The organism is Nonomuraea sp. NPDC049784 (assembly GCF_040659615.1).
Lineage (GTDB): Bacteria > Actinomycetota > Actinomycetes > Streptosporangiales > Streptosporangiaceae > Nonomuraea.
Genome location: NZ_JBFAMX010000034.1, coordinates 23,111 through 40,822, shown reverse-complemented (window position 1 = coordinate 40,822; position 17,712 = coordinate 23,111). Strand labels below are relative to the sequence as shown.

Annotated in this window: 15 protein-coding genes; 13 read left to right on the top strand and 2 right to left on the bottom strand. The window is 70.6% G+C overall.

The annotated features are described in order from the left end of the window. A partial coding sequence (locus tag AB0J09_RS11305; RefSeq protein ID WP_360688781.1) for an Ig-like domain-containing protein occupies positions 1 to 916 on the top strand: 916 nt, incomplete at its 5' end. Positions 917 to 1,397: 481 nt separating this feature from the next. On the opposite strand, the gene AB0J09_RS11300 is transcribed toward AB0J09_RS11305, so the two are convergent. Further along, entirely contained in the window at positions 1,398 to 6,677 is a 5,280-nt protein-coding gene (locus AB0J09_RS11300; protein ID WP_360688779.1) for an FtsK/SpoIIIE domain-containing protein, read from the bottom strand. A 429-nt stretch (positions 6,678 to 7,106) separates the two neighbouring features. Here AB0J09_RS11300 and AB0J09_RS11295 point away from each other — a divergent pair, with 429 nt between their 5' ends. The 12 genes from AB0J09_RS11295 (at position 7,107) to AB0J09_RS11240 (ending at position 17,276) form a co-directional block, all read left to right on the top strand. After that, the gene (locus AB0J09_RS11295; protein WP_360688777.1) at positions 7,107 to 7,778 is read left to right on the top strand and encodes a hypothetical protein; all 672 of its coding nucleotides are present in this window, start codon (positions 7,107 to 7,109) and stop codon (positions 7,776 to 7,778) included. Position 7,779: 1 nt separating this feature from the next. Further along, complete coding sequence (locus tag AB0J09_RS11290) at positions 7,780 to 8,496, top strand: hypothetical protein (RefSeq protein ID WP_360688775.1); 717 nt, start codon at positions 7,780 to 7,782, stop codon at positions 8,494 to 8,496. Beyond that, a complete protein-coding gene (locus tag AB0J09_RS11285) occupies positions 8,493 to 9,788 on the top strand; it encodes an ATPase, T2SS/T4P/T4SS family (RefSeq protein WP_360688773.1) in 1,296 nt (431 codons plus the stop codon). The genes AB0J09_RS11290 and AB0J09_RS11285 overlap by 4 nt, the downstream gene beginning before the upstream one ends. Before the next feature lie 3 nt (positions 9,789 to 9,791). Beyond that, positions 9,792 to 10,634, top strand: coding sequence for a type II secretion system F family protein (locus AB0J09_RS11280; protein ID WP_360688771.1), 843 nt, complete (start codon positions 9,792 to 9,794; stop codon positions 10,632 to 10,634). Continuing rightward, positions 10,627 to 11,547: a type II secretion system protein gene (locus AB0J09_RS11275; protein ID WP_360688769.1), complete on the top strand. Its 921-nt coding sequence runs from the start codon at positions 10,627 to 10,629 to the stop codon at positions 11,545 to 11,547. The genes AB0J09_RS11280 and AB0J09_RS11275 overlap by 8 nt, the downstream gene beginning before the upstream one ends. Then, on the top strand, positions 11,547 to 11,777 hold the full coding sequence (locus tag AB0J09_RS11270; protein ID WP_360688767.1) for a hypothetical protein: 231 nt from the start codon (positions 11,547 to 11,549) through the stop codon (positions 11,775 to 11,777). Before AB0J09_RS11275 ends, AB0J09_RS11270 begins: the two co-directional genes overlap by 1 nt. Further along, positions 11,764 to 12,192, top strand: a complete 429-nt coding sequence (locus AB0J09_RS11265) for a TadE/TadG family type IV pilus assembly protein (RefSeq protein WP_360688765.1) — start codon at positions 11,764 to 11,766, stop codon at positions 12,190 to 12,192. Before AB0J09_RS11270 ends, AB0J09_RS11265 begins: the two co-directional genes overlap by 14 nt. Next, positions 12,189 to 12,584: a TadE/TadG family type IV pilus assembly protein gene (locus tag AB0J09_RS11260; protein WP_360688763.1), complete on the top strand. Its 396-nt coding sequence runs from the start codon at positions 12,189 to 12,191 to the stop codon at positions 12,582 to 12,584. The genes AB0J09_RS11265 and AB0J09_RS11260 overlap by 4 nt, the downstream gene beginning before the upstream one ends. After that, complete coding sequence (locus AB0J09_RS11255) at positions 12,577 to 12,981, top strand: flp pilus-assembly TadE/G-like family protein (protein WP_360688761.1); 405 nt, start codon at positions 12,577 to 12,579, stop codon at positions 12,979 to 12,981. Before AB0J09_RS11260 ends, AB0J09_RS11255 begins: the two co-directional genes overlap by 8 nt. Before the next feature lie 70 nt (positions 12,982 to 13,051). Further along, positions 13,052 to 15,757, top strand: coding sequence for a BTAD domain-containing putative transcriptional regulator (locus tag AB0J09_RS11250; protein WP_360688759.1), 2,706 nt, complete (start codon positions 13,052 to 13,054; stop codon positions 15,755 to 15,757). Then, positions 15,754 to 16,350, top strand: a complete 597-nt coding sequence (locus AB0J09_RS11245; protein ID WP_360688757.1) for a hypothetical protein — start codon at positions 15,754 to 15,756, stop codon at positions 16,348 to 16,350. The genes AB0J09_RS11250 and AB0J09_RS11245 overlap by 4 nt, the downstream gene beginning before the upstream one ends. After that, complete coding sequence (locus AB0J09_RS11240) at positions 16,347 to 17,276, top strand: hypothetical protein (protein ID WP_360688755.1); 930 nt, start codon at positions 16,347 to 16,349, stop codon at positions 17,274 to 17,276. The genes AB0J09_RS11245 and AB0J09_RS11240 overlap by 4 nt, the downstream gene beginning before the upstream one ends. Here the strand turns inward: AB0J09_RS11240 and AB0J09_RS11235 are convergent. Next, positions 17,266 to 17,700 carry a MarR family transcriptional regulator gene (locus AB0J09_RS11235; RefSeq protein ID WP_360688753.1) on the bottom strand — a complete coding sequence of 145 codons (435 nt, stop codon included), beginning with the start codon at positions 17,698 to 17,700 and terminating at the stop codon, positions 17,266 to 17,268. The two genes, AB0J09_RS11240 and AB0J09_RS11235, sit on opposite strands and share 11 nt — an antisense overlap. Positions 17,701 to 17,712 lie beyond the last annotated feature (12 nt).

The window sequence follows — 17,712 nt, the reverse complement described above, 5'->3', positions numbered from 1 at the left end:
GGACGGGACGTGGCGGCCCAGGTGGCCGTTGAAGCCGTCGACCGCGTACACGGTGAGCGCGCAGGCGACCGGAACGGACGGCAAGCAGGTCACGGCGCAGGCCGGGTTCACCACGCTCAAGCCGAAGCGGGTGCTGGAGACCAGCATGTCGCCCATGAACGGTGAGAAGGTCGGCGTCGGGATGCCGGTCCAGCTCCTGTTGACGCAGCCGGTGACCGAGCAGAAGGACCGGGCCGCGGTCGAGCGGTCGCTGGAGGTGCAGATGTCCAAGCCGGTCGAAGGCGCGTGGAGCTGGGTGAGCAACCGGGAGGTCCAGTTCAGGCCACGCGAGTACTGGCCGGCCGGGGAGAAGGTCACAGTGGTCGCGCACCTGTCCGGCCTGCGTGCCGGACGGAACCTGTGGGGCACCAAGGACCACAGCCTGACCTTCACCGTCGGCCCCGAGCACATCACCAAGATCCGCAACTCGACCCACCAGGCGGTCGTGCGGAAGAACGGCGAGGTCGTCAAGACCATCCCCATCAGCCTGGGGAAGCCGGGCGACGAGAGCTATTCCGGCATCATGATCGCCCAGGAGAAAGCCGCGGATGTCCTCATGGACTCGGCCACCATCGGCAGGCCGGGCGAGTACTACGCTCACACCAAGTGGAACGTCAGGATGACCTACAGCGGCACGTACTTCCACGCCGCACCCTGGTCGACCGACGCGCAGGGCAGCCGCAACGTCAGCCACGGCTGCGTGAACGCCAGCTCGGCCAACGCCCGCTGGTTCTACAAGTTCACGCAGCGGGGGGACATCATCGAGGTCAGAGGGACGAAGCGCAAGCTCCAGTTCGGCAACGGGCCGACGCCTTGGGCGAAGTCGTGGGAGGACTGGCTGGCGGGCAGCGCCCTCAACAAGTCGATCAACGCCTGACCCTCGTCGCCGACCCGCCGCCCGGGCGGGGTGCGGTAGGCCGTGAAGCGGGTGTTGATCTGGGAGAACCCGATCCGCTGGCCTCGCTCAAAAGGCCACAACGCGCCCGGGCAGTGGTAGCACCTCCGCGTCCCACTGTTCCAGGATCTCCGCTGCCCATGGCCAGACGGTCAGGACGCTGCGCCGCTTGGGCGGTGAGCCCTCTGCGCTTTGTCGTGCCGGACACAAAGCACGCCGTACTCGCCGAACTTTCGGCCGTGGGGGTTGCGGCCGAAATCGACCACATCCAGCATCCCGGATCTCGTTGCGGCGCAGGCCGAAGGCGTAAGCAGTCTTGAACAGCACCGCCTCCCGAAACACCGGCAGTCGCCGGGGCCGATCGGGGTCTCGGCGAGGTGTCCGCCCGCATGCTGACGGAGCGTGGAGCCCGGCACGTCCAGGCGTCTACGAGGGAGCCCGTGACCCGCTGACGGCCAGCCGGTCAGTCGTTGTCGGGAAGCGCCGCCTGGATGGGGGTGATCGTGCCCGTCCTCACCAGGAAGCCTCGCCCGGGTGGGCCTCCGACCGTTCCGCGTGGCAGGCGGATCGAGAAGATGTCACCGTCGGCCTGGTTTTGGACCGCCAGCAGCACGCCAGTACGGGACTTACGTGTCTCGGCCACGAACCCGCGATATGCCACCGCCAGATCCCCAGTCGCACCGGCGATCAGCAACCCGTGATCCCCATCCCGGCCCGACCGAAGCACCTCTTCCAACGCCATCCCCAACGGGCCGTCCGCATTGATCAACTCCGCATCGTCCACCAGCACGACGTACTGCTGCCGATCCGCGACCAGCTCCGGCAGGTTGGTGGCGTTGCCGTCCAGCACGGCCAGCGCCCCCTCCAACTCCCTCAACGGGCTGCGTCTGGGGGCCACGGCGATGACGGGCGTGCCCTGAGCGATGAGCGAATGGGCGGCGGTCAGCAGGACGGACGAGCGGCCAGAACGGGACGGACCGGCGATCACAGCCCCGGGTCCGTGGGCCAGCAAGTCGAGACCGAGCGGCGCGAGTGCGTCACCACCGGCACCGACCAGCGCCCACAACGGGGATGGGGGTGTGAACGCCGTATCCAGGGCGAGCGCTTGGGAGACCGTGATGCGCATCGGAAGCGCGTCCACCCGCAAGGGCGGTTCACCTTCCCAATGCCACCCGCCCCGGCCGGCGGCCACGGACCGCTCGTGAGCCGGACTAAGGCCACCTGAGCCATCGAAGTGCCCTGAGCCACCGGAGCCCGTCGTGCGGGACGTAGGTGGAGTGGCGGCGGCCCGAGATAGGGATTGGAGGGCCGCAACCTGCGCCGGGCCTGAGGGATCGGGGGACAGCAGGGCGATGTGGTGCTCAACGATGCCGTGCTCGCCTATAGAGAGGGCTCGGCCGGGCGGTATTGAGGAGGGCAGGCCCTTGAGGGGAAAGCCCGCCAGGCCGTAGTCGGCTGGGTCGGAAAGGCGGAGGAGCAGGCGGTCGTCGAAGACCGTCGAGACCTGGCCGAGCAGGCCAGAACGGTCGCTGGTGACCACAGCCCTGAGCCCAACCGCGGGGCCTTCACGCAGGAGCTGGAGCACCGACTCGATCAGCCGGCCGTAGTCGTAGCCTTCGAAGGCGGCGACGAAGCCCTCCCAGCGGTCGAGCATGAACACCAGCCAGGGCAGGCGGTGTCCGGCTTGGCGGTATTCGGCCAGGGAGGCGTGCCCGGCTTCGGCCAGGAGTTGCTGGCGCCGGCCCACTTCGGCGCGGAGGCGGGTGAGCAGGCGCTCCACCCGGTCGAGCTGGTCGCGGGTCACGACGGCGCCGCAGTGCGGCATCGCCACCAGGGGCAGGAGCGCGCCCGAGCCGCAGTCGACCGCATGGATGTGTACGTCCCCCGGAGACGTATGGGCCGCGATGGAGCCCGCGATCGTACGCAGCGCCGTCGATCTGCCGGAGCGGGCGGCACCCGCGATGAGCAGGTGACCTCCGTGGGCGAGGTCGAGCGCCAGAGGGTGCCGGTCCTGCGCCCATGGACGGTCGGTCAGACCGAACGGCACCGGCGCCACCTCGACGAACGCCCCTGAACACGATGGTGCGTGGGGGTGCTCCGGACCGGCCGGGAAGGGCCGGCGGGCGCCTCCAACCAAGGAGCCTTCACGGCCCCCTGCTGAGGGATGCTCCCAGCCTCCTGATGCGGGACGATCGATGCTCCCCGACGCGGGGCGACCGGTGCTTCCCGGTCCGGGACGATCAGTGCTCCCCGATGCGGGACCGCCCAGGCCTCGCGATGCGGGTCCTCCTGCGCTCTCCGATGCGGAACGGCCCACGCCTCCCGATACGGAACGGTCCGAGCCTCCCGATGCGGAAGGGCCCGCGCTTCCGGATGTGGGTCCTCCCGCGTTTCCCGGAGAGTGAGGGGAGTGATGGGCTGGGCTTGTTGAGGCCAGGCGGTCTTGGGTTGGCGCGGGAAGATGCGCCGGATGCCTCAGGGACGGGTGCCTGGGGACGCCGAGGGCGGGCTGGCCCGAGCCCTTCCCGAGTGCCTGGATCGGGTCGTGGGGCGCGGCGGCTTGTGGCTGGTTCGGGGACGTGGTTCCTGGTGCGCTGAGTGCAGGGGAACCCGGCGGGTCGAGGGCCGGGAGATCCAGGACGAATTGGGTGGGGAGGGGATCCAGCCAGGGGCTGGGTTGGATGGGGACGGCGGCAAGGCGGGTGGCCTCGATCAGGGCGTCGGCGACCAGAGTGAGGTCCGTGGCCGTCGAGTCCTCCTCCGGCTCCGGGGGCGGTGGCAAGGGCTTGCCCAAGGTACGCCAGCTCACCTCGAGCACCCTGATGTTCGCGAACGGCCCGCTCGAATGGGCCGGTGGCGCGGGGCTGCGCCCGCCCACCCTGGCCGTCTGTACGGCGGTGGCCGCCCCGACACCGGAACGCACGTAGCAGCGGCCGGGTGTCGACTTGGAGATGTGGGCGGCGTCCGGCAGGTCGATGACGTCGGCCGACTCGGCGGGCTCGGTCACCCGCAGCGCGATGCGCAACGACGTGTTGGCCTGGATGTCGGCCGTGACCACGCCGGCGGGCCGCTGGGTGGCCAGGATGAGGTGGATGCCCAGCGAACGGCCTCGGCGGGCGATGTCGACCAGGCCCGCGACGAAGTCAGGCAGCTCGGCCACCAGGGCGGCGAACTCGTCGATGATCAACAACAGGCGTGGCATCGCAGGGCCCGTGTAGTCCTCGATGTCCTTGGCCCCGGCGTCCCGCAGCAGGCGCTCTCTCCGGCGGATCTCGGCAGCCAGCGAGTCGAGGGCGCGCTGCGTCAGGTGGCCGTCGAGGTCGCTGACCATGCCGACCGTGTGCGGCAGGCGTACACACTCCTTGAAGGCGGCGCCGCCCTTGTAATCGATCAGCACGAACGTGAGCTGGTCCGGCCGGTTGGCCACCGCCAGCGCGCAGATCAGCGTCTGCAGCAGCTCCGACTTGCCCGCGCCCGTGGTGCCCGCGATCAGTCCATGGGGGCCGTCGAGCCTGAGGTCCACCGAGAACGGGCCTTCCGGGCCGACGCCGATCAGCGCCTGCGTGGAGCCGCGGTCGTGCCACTTGGCGGCCAGCTCCCGGCCGCTCGGGTCGGGCAGGCCCATCAGGTCGAGCAGACGGACGGCATCTGGGAGGTTGCCCGACAGGTCGTCCCTGCTCACGTCGCGGATCGGGGACAGGGCCCTGGCGAGTCGGTCGCACCAGGTGGGGGAGACGAGGTCGGCCAGGATGGGGCCGATGACGTCCAGACCGCCGCCGCGCAGGCGTACGAGACCGTCGTTGCCGCACGCGGCCACGGTCTGGCACTCCTCGGGCAGCAGGCGCTGGTCGTCGTCGATGGCGAGCGTGAACACCCCCGAACGCGGGCCCTGGCGCAGCACCTGGGGCATGTTCGGCAGGCCGCGCAGGACCTGGGCGCCGTCGAGGATCACCAGGACGTCGTACGGGCGCACGTCGTACGAGGAGAACGTGGACTTCTCCGGGCCGCCCAGGTCGTCCCAGCCGGTGGGGATCTTGCCCAGCTCGGGAATCGAGGTGTTCTGACGTTCGTCGATGAGGGCGGCGAGCTCGGAGACCCGGCGGGCGGCCGACTCGGGATCGGTGCCGACCAGCGCCACGCACTCTTCGCCGGCGCGCGGCGCACAGTGCGGCAGCCAGCGCATCCAGCCCCAGCGGCGCTCGCCGTCGGCGTGCGCGGACACGACCACGATGGCCAGGTCGCGAGGGCTGTGCAGGGTCGCCGCCTGGGCGATCAGCCAGCTCACGAGGCTGGTCGCCTCCGTACGCGGGCCCGTGACGCCTGCCACGCCCAGCCTGCGCATGGGCAGCGCCACGGGCACGGAGCGGCAGATCGGCGGGTCGATGGGCCCGCCCTGCTCCTCCGACAGCTCCAGGTTGGCGGGCAGGTCGGCGAGCCCCACTCTGAGCCTGAGCGAGTCGGAGTCGTGGATCCTGCGCTCCCACAGCCGTCTGCGCGGGCCCGTGGCCGTGAGCAGCACCTGGGCGGGATCCGGAGCGTCCTGCCTACGAGCCGCCTCGTCCGCCGCCCTCGCCCGCTCGACGGCCTCGTCGTACTCCTGGAGTTGCTCGTTGTACTCCTTGATCGCCTTCTTGTGCTGCTTCTTGCCGTGGCGGCGATCGCTCCACCATTGGCCGATCATGATGACCGGGGTCATGAGGGCGACAAGCAGGTAGTACGGCTGCTTCAGGGCGAACGCCAGCGTCAGGCCGAGCACGGCGGGGAGAAGCGCGGCGAGCAGCTGGAGGCGCAGGCCCTCGTTTCTGGACGGCTCCTTCGGCTTGACGAACTTGCGCTCCGGCTCGGGACGCCGGAGCCTCGGCGGACGGTTGTAGGAGACGCCGCCCTCGCTCCTGGGCGCCAGGTGCGCGTCTTTGGGCTCGATGGACGTCAGCACGAACACCGACGAACCGCAGTTCAGCACTGCCTGATCGGGCCATTCCACGCGCTCGGTGAGCGGCCGGCCATCGAGCTCGGGGACCTCGCCGTAATCGGCGGCCAGCTCGGCCGCCTCCCGCTCCGCGACCCGGGCCGTGAGCTCGGCGACCTCCTCGGCCCATCTGCCCTTGAGCTTGAGCTTCGGCGCTTCGCCGGGCAGGCGCCACGCGCGCTCGACGGTGATCGCCTCCGGTGTCACGCGTACGGTCACCGCCTCCGGAGCCATTGCCGGGTCGGCGGTGGACATGGCACACATCGGGTCGGAGCCGATGACGTGCACGCCCAGGCCCAGCCTGTGTACGGTCCCGGCCGCCGGACCACCCACCACGCGTACCTCGGCCACCCCGCCTGGCTCCTCTACGACCGTGGTACGGGCCAGCTGAGGCTCCAGGGTGACCTTGTCGCCGTCGCGCAGCACGGCGACGGCCGGAGCGCGGGGATCGAGCGGGCGGCCGTCACGCCACAGCACCGGCGCCGCCCCAGGATGGTTCGCCGATACGCCTGCCCGGGGACTCGCCGGTACGGCCCGGGAATTCGCCGGTACGTCGGCCCGCGCCGGCATGCGGGGGTGCGGCACGCGGGTGCTCGTGTCGTCGGGGGCCGACATCCCATAGGGTGCTCGCGATCTGGGCAGCCGGACGACCTTCGCCAGCGGCCCGTGATCGCTGAGCGTCTCGCTCACCGCCGCCACTGTGGCGACGTCGTCACCCTCGATCACGACGTCACGGTCGCCCTGCCCGCCGAGCACGGTGAGCATGATCCGCATGGTGTCGTCTCCTCGCTCGGACCCCGGGCGCCCCAAGGTAGCGCCCGAAGCGAGGCTAGGCCCGTTGGTTGACGGCAATGGCATGGCTGGCCGCTGCTGTGGATGAGGGTGGGTTGGCGCTCCGGGCGGTTGTGGACAACTGGTCGGTGCTGGCTCGGGGAGCGCCAGGGCCGGACGGGTGGGGTTGTGGGGGCGTGCGGTGGTAAAGGCGTAAAGGCTCGTGAATATTGTGACGGATGTTATTCAAGGGCCGACTAGTCGGAAAAGTCGCCACCCGTCAACTAGATAGAAACAATAAGCATCGATTATTTCCTGTTGACATCCCGCCACCTGCGAAACAAGCATGGGTCCTCGCATTCCGCCCCCGCGCACCCGCCCAGCCCCACATAATGGCGGGAATTCCACGATTCAATTGGGAGCCCCCCACCCATGAGGACCAGTGAAAAGCCTGCCGTCAACGCGGCGGCGGGGTTGTCCGGCCCGGCCTCGCGCAAGCTCCCCGTGCCCCCTCGAGAACGCAAGCCGGCCCTGGCCGCCCTCGCCGTTCTCCTCATCCTCGGCGGCGCGCTGGCCACGACCCTGTTCGTGCTGCGCAGCGGCGACAGGGTCTCCGCCATCCGCGTCACCCAGCAGGTCGGCGCAGGCCAGAAGTTCACCGACAAGGCGCTCGAAGAGGTCAAGATCGCGGCGGACAGCGGCGTCGACTACGTGAGCTGGTCGCAGCGCGCCCAGGTGACCAACAGTTTCGCGGCCGTCACCATCCTCCCCGGCACCCTGCTGACGAACAATATGGGCGTCAAGGCGAGCACCGAGCTGAGCCAGGGAAAGGCGACCGTCGGATTGTCCCTTAAGCCGGGGCAAATGCCTGCGGGAGTGGAGCCGGGCGACCGCGTCCAGGTGGTATATGTGCCGAGCCGTTCAAATCAGGGACAAACACGCGTACTCGCGGAAAGCGCGCTCGTCTTCTCGGTCGGCGACAGATCCAGGACGGGAAGTTCCGGTCAGATCACCGTGGTTGTGGATGCGTCGGCGTCGCCGGAAATGGTGGCGTTCGCCTCCAGCGGAGAGATCGCGGTGGCCGAGCTACCGGGGGCACGCTGACGTGGCGCTGATCGTACTGGCCGCCGACAAAGGCGCGCCGGGTGTGACGACTGCGGCGACGGCCCTGGCGGCGGTGTGGCCGCGGCCCGTACTGCTGGCCGAATGCGACCCGGCGGGCGGCGATCTCGCCTACCGGCTCCCGGCCGTGGACGGCGGCGTGCTCAACCCCGGGAAGGGGCTGCTCACGCTCGGCGCCACGGCACGGCGCGGGCTCGAGCCCGCCCAGATCCACCAGCACACCCAGAAGATCGTCGGAGGACTCGACGTGCTGGTCGGGCTGACACACGGCGAGCAGGCCGCCGGGCTCACCTGGCTGTGGGGGCCTCTGGGCAGGTCGCTCGCCGCCATCCCGGACGCCGACGTGATCGCCGACTGCGGCCGGCTCGGCGCGCACCCGCAGCTGGGCGACCTGATGGCCGAGGCGGAGCAGGTCGTGCTGCTCACCAGGGCCACCCTTGACCACGTCGCCCACCTGCGCGAACGCCTCCAGATCACCAAGGCCCACGGCGTGGCCGTGATCGCCGACCCCCGTAATTACCGCGGCTCCATCGACGACGTGCGCAGGATCGTCGGCCCGGCCGTCCAGTACGTGTACGGCCTCGCCCACGACCCCAAGGGCGCCGAGCTGCTGCGCGGCCAGTGGGGCGGCCGGCTCGACCGCTCGCTCCTCATCCGTACGGCAAGAGACCTGGCGACGAGGCTGGTGAGCCATCGATGATCGACCACTCGCTCGTCAAGCGCTTCCGCCAGGAGGTCGGCGACCGCCTGGCCCACCAGCGCAGGCTCGACCAGGCCAACGGGCTGCCCCCGATGACGGGGGAGGACGAGCGCCAGTTCGCCAGGGCGCTGATCTCCCAGGTGCTCGAGGAGCACGCCCGCAACGAGATCGGCCTCGGCCGCACGCCGCCCACGGTCGAGGAGGAAGAGGCGCTCGCGGCCGGCATCCACGCCGCGCTGTTCGGCGTGGGCAGGCTGCAGCCGCTGCTCGACGACCCCGAGGTCGAGAACATTGACATCAACGGCTGCGACAGGGTGTTCGTCAGCTACGCCGACGGCCAGGAGGTCATGCACGACCCGGTCGCCGAGTCCGACGACGAGCTGACCGAGCTCATCCAGATCCTGGCGGCGTACTCGGGCCTGTCGAGCAGGCCCTTCGACACCGCCAACCCGCAGCTGGACCTGCGCCTCCCCGACGGCTCCAGGCTGAGCGCCGTCATGGACGTCACCGTCAGGCCGGCGGTCTCGATCCGCCGCGCCCGCCTCGGCAAGGTCTTCCTGTCCGACCTGGCGGGCAACGGCACGATAAGTCGGGACGTATCAAGGTTCTTGACGGCCGCCGTCGCCGCCCGCAAGAACATCATGATCGCCGGATCCACCAACGCCGGCAAAACCACCCTGCTCAGAGCCCTGGCCAACGAGATCCCGCCCAGCGAGCGTCTCATCACCGTCGAACGCGCCCTGGAGATCGGCCTCGACCAGTTCCCTGAGCTCCACCCCAACGTCGTCGCCTTCGAGCAGCGCCTGCCCAACTCCGAGGGCCAGGGCGAGATCTCCATGGCCGAGCTGGTCAGGCGCTCCCTCCGCATGAACCCCAGCCGCGTCATCGTCGGCGAGGTCCTCGGCGACGAGATCGTCACCATGCTCAACGCGATGACCCAGGGCAACGACGGCTCCCTGTCGACCATCCACGCCAACTCCAGCATGGAGGTCTTCAACCGCATCTCCACCTACGCCCTGCAGGCCAGCGAACGCCTCCCCATCGACGCCACCCACATGCTCATCGCGGGCGCCATCGACTTCGTCGTCTTCATCGAGAAACGCAACGAGTACAACGTCGGCGGCACCCTGCGCCGCTACGTCTCGAGCATCCGTGAGGTCAACGGCTGCGACGGCCGCGTCCTGTCGAGCGAGGTGTTCACGCCGGGTCCAGACGGCGCCGCCGTCCCGCACGCCCCGGTCTCCTGCCTGGAGGAGCTCGCCGCCCACGGCTACACGCCAGGGGGGTGGTGAGCCGTGGTGTTCGACCCCTTCGCGATGCTGGCCGGCGCGGTCGCCGGTGGCGGCCTGTTCCTGTTCTTCATGTCCCTGTACGGCATGCGCCCTCGCCCGCCCCAGCCCAAGCGCCACCTGATCAAGATGCTGACCACCCGCACCGCGGTGGCGGCCGTGGCCGCGGGACTGGTCCTGATCATCACCGGCTGGCCGGTCATGGCGGCGGGCACGGTGCTGCTGGTATTCGCCTGGCGCGGTCTGTCGGGCGGGGCCGCCGAGGAGCGCGCCGCCATGCGCCGCCTCGAAGGGCTCGCCGCCTGGACCGAGTCCCTGCGTGACACGATCGCCGGCGCGGCGGGCCTCGAGCAGGCGATCCCCTCGTCCATCAGAGCCGCCGCGCCCACACTCAGGCCCCACCTACGGGCCATGATCGACCGGCTGCACACCAGGATGGCGCTGCCCGAGGCGCTGGCGTTGTTCGCGGACGAGCTCGACGACCCCTCGGCCGACCTCGTGGTGGCCGCTCTCATACTCAACTCCCGGCTGCGCGGCCCGGGCCTGCGCGACGTGCTGGGCGCGCTGGCCGTCTCGGCCCGCGAGGAGCTCGACATGCGCCGCCGTGTCGAGGCCGAACGCCGCTCGACCAGGCGCAGCGTCCAGATCGTCGTGATCACCGCGCTGGTCTTCGCCGGGCTCCTCATCGTGTTCAACCCCTCGTACGTGGCCGAGTACAAGGGCTTTCTCGGCCAGGCCGTACTGGTGGTCGTCGCCGGGCTGTTCGGGGCCGGGTTCGCCTGGATGAGGCGGCTGGCCAGGTTCGACAAGCCGACGCGGCTGCTCATGGGAGGAGGCGGCAATGGTTGAGGGCGCGCTGGGCGGGGCCGTACTCGGGCTCGGCCTGTTCGTGCTGCTGAGGGCGCTCTTCCCGGCCCGCCCCGGGCTGGTGGCGCGGCTGCTCGCGCTCGACGCCGTGCGCGAGGACGCGGGCGGCCCCCGCATCCAGCTCGTGCTGCCCGACGAGGAGGTCAGCGCCTTCCGCCGCGGTCTGGGCGAGCGGCTGGCCCGCCTGTACGGAGCCCGCGGCTGGGAGGTCAAGTCGATCAAGGCGGACCTGGCGCTGCTCGGCCGCTCGTTCGAGGCGTACCTGGCCAGCAAGGTGCTGCTGGCGGCCGGCGGCCTGCTGGCCTTCCCGCTGCTGCTCGGCTGGCTGGTGCTCATGGAGTGGGGCACCTCGCTCGCCATCCCGTTCTGGGCCGCCGTGCTCGTCGCGCTCCTGTTCTTCTTCCTGCCCGACCTTCAGGTACGGAAGGACGCGGCGGCCAGGCGGCGCGACTTCCGCCATGTGGTCGGGGCGTTCCTCGACCTCGTCTCCATGAACCTGGCCGGCGGCCGCGGCGTCCCCGAGGCCCTCATGATGGCCGTCTCGGTCAGCGGTGAGCAGCCCAACTGGGCGATGGGCCGCATCCGCGACGCGCTCAGCGGCGCCAGGATCGTCGGCATCACCCCATGGCAGGCGCTCGGCCAGCTCGGCGAGGAGATCAACGTCGACGAGCTGCGCGACCTGTCTGCCGCGCTCGGCCTGGTGGCCGACGACGGCGCCAAAGTACGCGCGTCGCTGACGGCCAGAGCCGCCACGTTGCGCCGCCGCGAGCTGGCGGAGATCGAGGGCAGGGCCGGCGAGCGGTCGCAGTCGATGCTCGTCGCCCAGCTCCTGCTCTGCGCCGGTTTCGTGATTTTTCTCAGTTTTCCCGCCGCAATGAAGATGTTGGGGTCCTGATGAACCATCCCTGGATCGTGTATCTCACCGCGTACCTGAGCGTGCGCATTCACCGCGCCCGCACCGCCCCCACCCGCGGCGCCTCCGCCGTCGAGTGGGTGATCATCACCGCCATCATCGCCGGTGTCGCGTTCGGCCTGGCCGCCTTGATCAAGCAGCTGGTCGAGCAGAAGCAGGGCGAGCTCCAAGGCACCTTCGGCGGTGGCGGCGGCACCGGTGGCAACCCGTAAAAAGAGCGAGCGGGGCGCGACGGTGATCGAGCTGGCCATCCTCATGCCGGTCATCCTGGCGGTCGCGCTGCTCATCGTGCAGGTCGCGCTCTGGTTCCACGCCCGCCAGGTCGCGGAGGCGGCCGCTCAGGAGGGCGCGCGCGTGGCCAGGGCGGCGCCGTTCGACTCCGGTGACTGGCCGGGCCAGGCCACGGCGAAGGCCACCGACATCATCCGGGCCGTCGGCCCGAAGCTGCTCCAAGGCGCCACGGCCACGACCTCCGAGAAGGATCCGGACGAGCGCTTCGTCACCGTGACCGGCAGCGCCGTACAGGTGATCCCGCTTCTGCCCGAGCTGACGTTCACGATCACCGCCACCGCGGGCGGGCCGGTCGAGTGCTTCCGTCCCGACAACGGCGGCGAGGACTGCTCATGAGCGGGGGAGAGCGCGGCTCCATGGCCGTGGAGACGGTGATGCTGGCCCCGGTCTTCCTGCTGTTCCTCATGTTCCTGGCCGGGGCGGGGGTGCTGGTGGAGTCGCAGGGCCGGGTCAACGGGGCGGCCAGGGACGCGGCCCGCGCCGCGTCGGTGCAGCGCTCGTTCGACGACGCCGAGGCCGCCGCCAAGGCCATCGCCGACAGCACGCTGACCGGCCCCTGCGGGTCCCCGTCCGTGTCGCTGGACGGCTCCGCGTGGGAGCAGGGCGGCCAGGTCCAGGCCGAGGTGAGCTGCGAGCTGGACCTCGGCTTCCTGGGGTTCGGCGGCGCCAAGCGGCTGACCGGCACGGCGGTGGTGCCGATCGAGCAGTTCAGGAGGGTCGATGAGTGAGCGGGGGTCGATGTCGGTCTTCACCGTGCTCTTCTCCGTCGTCGTGTTCCTGCTGGCCGGGCTGCTCGTGGACGGCGGCTCGGCGATCAACGCCCGGCTGCGCGCCGCCGACGTGGCCGAGCAGGCCGCGCGGGCCGGCGCCGACCAGATCGACGTCGACCACCTCCGCGCCACCGGGCAGACCCGGCTGCTCGGCGAGGACCAGGTGTGCGCCAGAGCGGACGAGATCGTCACGGCGCAGGGCGGCGACGACGTGACCCGCGGCCAGTGCACCGTCGGCCAGGCGCAGGTGACGGTCACCGTGTCGGTGCAATGGAAGGCGTTCTTCCTGAGCGCGATCGGGTTCCCCGGCTCCGAGATGACCGGACAGGCAGTCGCCGCGCCCGAAGCGAGATAGACCGAATCGCACCACTCGATGGATCGGCGAACGTGCGAGGCACGACGCTGGACGGCGGAAGGGAGAGACAATGGCGACGCGAGAGCCAGCGCGTCCGCACGGACGTCACACGCCCGTGCGCGTCAAGGCCAGGCGCAGCGCCGGTGACGTGCTCGCCGGGATCGCGTCGCTGATCGTGCTGGTCGCGCTCGTGGGCGGCGTGCCGTACGCGCTGCTCACCTTCGTCGGCCCGCCGATCGCGCCCGAGCTGCTCGATCTCGACCTTCTCACCAGCCGCGTCGGCCCGAGCACGATCGTGGCCGTGCTGGTGCTGCTGGTGTGGCTGGCCTGGTTCCAGCTCTTCGTGTGCGTGCTGGTCGAGGTGTACGCAGGGGTCCGCAGGGTCGGCATGCCCGCGCGTGTGCCGCTCTCGGGCGGGACGCAGGCGCTGGCCAACAAGCTCGTCAGCGCCGTGCTGCTGCTGTTCACGACGGGGGCGATGATCGCGCCGCTGGTGAAGCTGACGCCGACCCCGGCCGCGCCGCCCGTGACGGCGGTCGCGTACTCGGCGCCGATCGTCGAGAAGGCGCTCGAGACGCACAAGACCAAGAAGGTGTACGTGGTGCAGCCCCCGCACGGCCGGCACCACGAGAGCCTGTGGGAGATCGCCGAGAAGTGCCTGGGAGACGGCCGCCGATATCCCGAGATCTACCGGCTCAACCAGGCGAAGGAGCAGCCGGACGGCAGCCGGCTGCGCATGGCCGACCTGATCAGGCCCGGCTGGGTGCTCGACATGCCGGACGACGCCAGAAACGCTCACATCGTCCCCGCCGACCAGCCCCGCGAGGAGACGCTGCGCGAGCATCCCGGCAGAGCACACGTGGACCGGAACCTTGAGCACGGCTCGAAGACCGACCATGTCGAGAAAAGGGTCGAGAAAAGGGCCGAGAATAAGGCCGAGGCCAAACACCGCCAGCCGGAGCAGCGGGCCGAACAGCAGCCCATCATCCAGGAGAGCCAGGCCGACTTCACCGACTATCTCGCCACGGCCTCGCTGGCCGCCGCCGGCCTGCTGCTGGTGCTGGCCAGGCGGCGGCGCGAGCAGCTGTGGCGCAGGATGTTCGGCCGCAGGATCGTACGCCCGCGCGACGACGCCGCCCAGGCCGAGGTCGCGCTCAGGCTGGGTGGCGACGCGCCGGGCGCCCGCATCCTGGACATCGGTCTCCGGCTCCTCGGCGCCGAGCTGGCCGCCCAGAACCGCACCCCGCCCACCGTGTACGGGGCGCATCTGTCGGCACGCACGCTCGACCTGTGGATCCATCCGCCGGACAGCGACGCGCCCGCGCCGTGGACGGCCCAGGACGGCGGCCAGATCTGGCGGCTGCCCGCCCATGAGGGCCGGCTCCTGGAGGACCAGCCAGGAGGGGCGCCGTACCCGGGGCTGGTCTCCATCGGCACGGACGCTGGCGGGCGCGTGCTGATCGACCTGGAGGCCGCGCAGGGCCTGATCAACGTGCGCGGCCCGCAGACCACGGCCGCGCTGGCCGCGCTCGCCGTCGAGCTGGCCACGAACCGCTGGTCCGACCGCATGCGCATCACCCTCGTCGGCTTCGGCGAGGAGCTGACCGCCATCGCGCCCGACCGGATCAGGTCCGTCGGCGGCCTGGCCGAGGTGCTGCCCGAGCTGGAGGCGAGCGCGGCCCCGCGCAGGGAGGTGCTGACCGGGCGCATCACCGGCAGCCCGCGCGACGCCCACTACCTGCTGTCCGCGGTGGCGCCCACGCACGAGGAGGCCAGGCGCCTCGCGCTGCTGGCCCGCAGGGACACCGCCGGGTACGTCCTGGCGGGCGACGTGCCGCACGCCACCTGGACGCTGGAGATCGGCGACGACGGCCGGGCCAGGATCACCGAGCTGGGCTTCGACGTGCAGGCCCAGCTCCTGCCGCGCCGCCACTACCAGGCGTTGGTCGACCTCTTCCGCACGGCCGACCGGGTCGACGGCGAGCCCGTCCCCGAGGCCGAGCCGCTGGAAGGGCTCCACCTGCCCGCCGTCGAGGTCAGGATCCTCGGCCCCATCGAGGTCACGGGCCTGCGGCCGCTGGAGGAAGGCCGGATGGCGCTGGCCACCGAGCTGCTGGTCTACCTGGCCACCCATCCCGGCGGCGTGCATCCCTCGGTGCTCGGCGGGGTGCTGTGGCCGCGCGGCGTGCAGCCCATGGTCAGGGACGCCACGATCGCCAGGGTCGCCGAATGGCTGGGGCCCGACCACCTGCTCGCCGACGAGGCCGGCCGGCTCAGGCTGGGGCCCGAGGTGCGTACGGACTGGGCGCTGTTCCGCGAGCTCGTACGCCGCTCCCACGGCGACCCGACGGCCAGGGCCGTCCTGCTGGAAAAGGCGCTCGGCCTGGTCAGGGGCCCCCTGCTGACCGGCCGCCAGCCGGGGAGATACGCCTGGCTGGCGGCCGAGGACCTGGAGTACGACGTGGCCGCCGAGGTGGCCGACACGGCACACCAGCTCTGCGAGCTCAGGCTCGCGCACGGCCAGCCGGACGCCGCGGTGGCGGCCGTACGCGCGGCGCTGCTGCTGGCGGCCGACGACGAGGGCCTCTGGCGCGACCTGCTGCGGGCCACGCACGCGACCGAGGACTCGGTACGTCTGCGCGCCGTCGTCGAGGGGCTGACCCGCAGGGCGGCATCGCACCCGTACGGCGGCGGGATGGCCCCCGAGACCGAGGCGTTGATCGAGGAACTGCTGCCCACGTGGCGCATCCATGTGGTGAGGGAGTCATCGGCATGAGACGAGTCCTGGTGCTCTTGTTGATCGTCATGGCGGGCTGCGGCCAGGCCGAACGCCCGTACGCGCCCCAGGGGCCCGCTTCCAGCGCACCCCCGAAGAGCGAGACCAGGCCCCAGCCCACCGCGTCCGGGCCTGAAACGATCACGATCGGCGGCAGGCTTCAGGTGAACATCGACTGGCCCGCCGACCGTGACCCCCTCCTCAAGGTCATCACCGACTACTACCTGGCCTCCAGGAAGGCGCTCGTCTCCGGAAGCGATCGATACCTACAGGATCTGGATTTCGAACTCACGGCGGCCCGCGACACGTACGACTGGGTGCACAGATACACCGAACAGGAGAAGACGGTGAAAGGCGCTGCTCGGCTCTACGACCTGCGCGTCGCCGCGGTCGTCGGCAAAGGCGCGCAGATCAACGCGTGTGTGGACGAGTCGAAGACGCGCGTGATCTCCACACGCACCGGCAAGGCGGTCGTGCCCCAGCCCGACTGGGTGCGCACGCCATACCTCCAGGCCGCGCTCGCCCACCGCGGCGATGACGGCGTGTGGCGGATCAGGGGACTCCGCTACGACATGAAAGGGTGCACCCGATGAATCGCCTGATCCCGCTGGCCGTCGCGGCCCTGACGATGCTGGGAAGCTACGTGGATGACCAGCCGGATGGCAGGGCCTTCAAGGAAGGCAGTACGGTCGGCCTCGACCTGTTCAACTCCAAGATCGTCATCTCGGGCAACGGCGCCAGGGGTGGCAAGGCCGACGGCTACGTGCTCAAACGCCCATGCTGGTACGAGCCGGGCCTGGACGCCAGTGAGATGCTCAAGACGCAGGAGGGACTGCGGGACTACTTTTTCAGGTTCACCAAGAATCCGACCAATGAGAAGTTCCAGCAGTTCCTCAAGCAGTTCAAGGACAAGGTCGGCAAGGACGGGCGCTGGTGGGGGCCTGCGTACAACGCCTCCGACCCGAAGGGCGAGGCGTGCTTCGCCGATCTCGACCCGTTCGTCTTCGTGCCACCCGGCACCACGCCGCCGGCCGGTATCACCATCCAGGAGCTGGCCGAGATCGCCAGGGCCGCGCTGACCGTGCCCGAGCCGACGGTCAAGCTGAACCCCGACGCCAAGAGCTACGTCAACCTCCCCACCTGGGTGTGGCTGGAGGGCATCGGGGAGCCGCGCCGGTCGGTGACCGCGACGATCCCCGGCGTCATGAGCGCGACCGTGGTGGCCACGCTGCAGGACATCAAGATCGACTCGGGCACGACCAAGGACCGGGCCGAGGTGCGCGAGGACGGCTGCGGGACGGCCGGGAAGCCGTACGCCAAGGGCGCGGAGTTCTCGTGCGGCGTGCGTTACCTGCGCTCGTCGATCGACCAGCCGCGCGAGAAGTACACGCTCACAGTCACCACCGTCTGGCCGGTCCAGGTGACCGATAACGTGGTGCCGTTCCAGTTCGCGCCCGTGGAGGTCGGCGCCACCCGGGACGTGCCGGTCGGCGAGATTCAGAGCAACGTCAAGCCCTGACCACCGCGACCAGCGGGGCCAGCTCGGGCAGCTCGGCCGCCTCGTCCAGCACCTCCTTCAGCACGGCGTCATGCGTGGGACGTGCCCGGCCGAGCAGCTCGAACCCGGCCTGCGTGACCTCCGAGTAGATCCCGCGCCTGTCGTCCTCGCACAGGTAGCGTCTGAGCAGGTCGCGGTTCTCCAGCCTGGTGACCAGCCGCGTCGTGGCGCTCTGGCTCAGCACGACGGCCCTGGCGAGCTGCTGCATGCGCATGTGCCAGCCGTCCTGCCTGGCTAGCGCGTCCAGCACGGTGTATTCGCTCACACTGAGCTCGTGCTCCTTCTGGAGCTCCTTCTCCAGCCTGTCCTCGATTTTCGCGTGCAACGCCGCGAGGGTGCGCCAGCCCTGGGCACGCGCCTCCACGGCGTCATCGGCTAGGGGCATGTGACAGCCTCC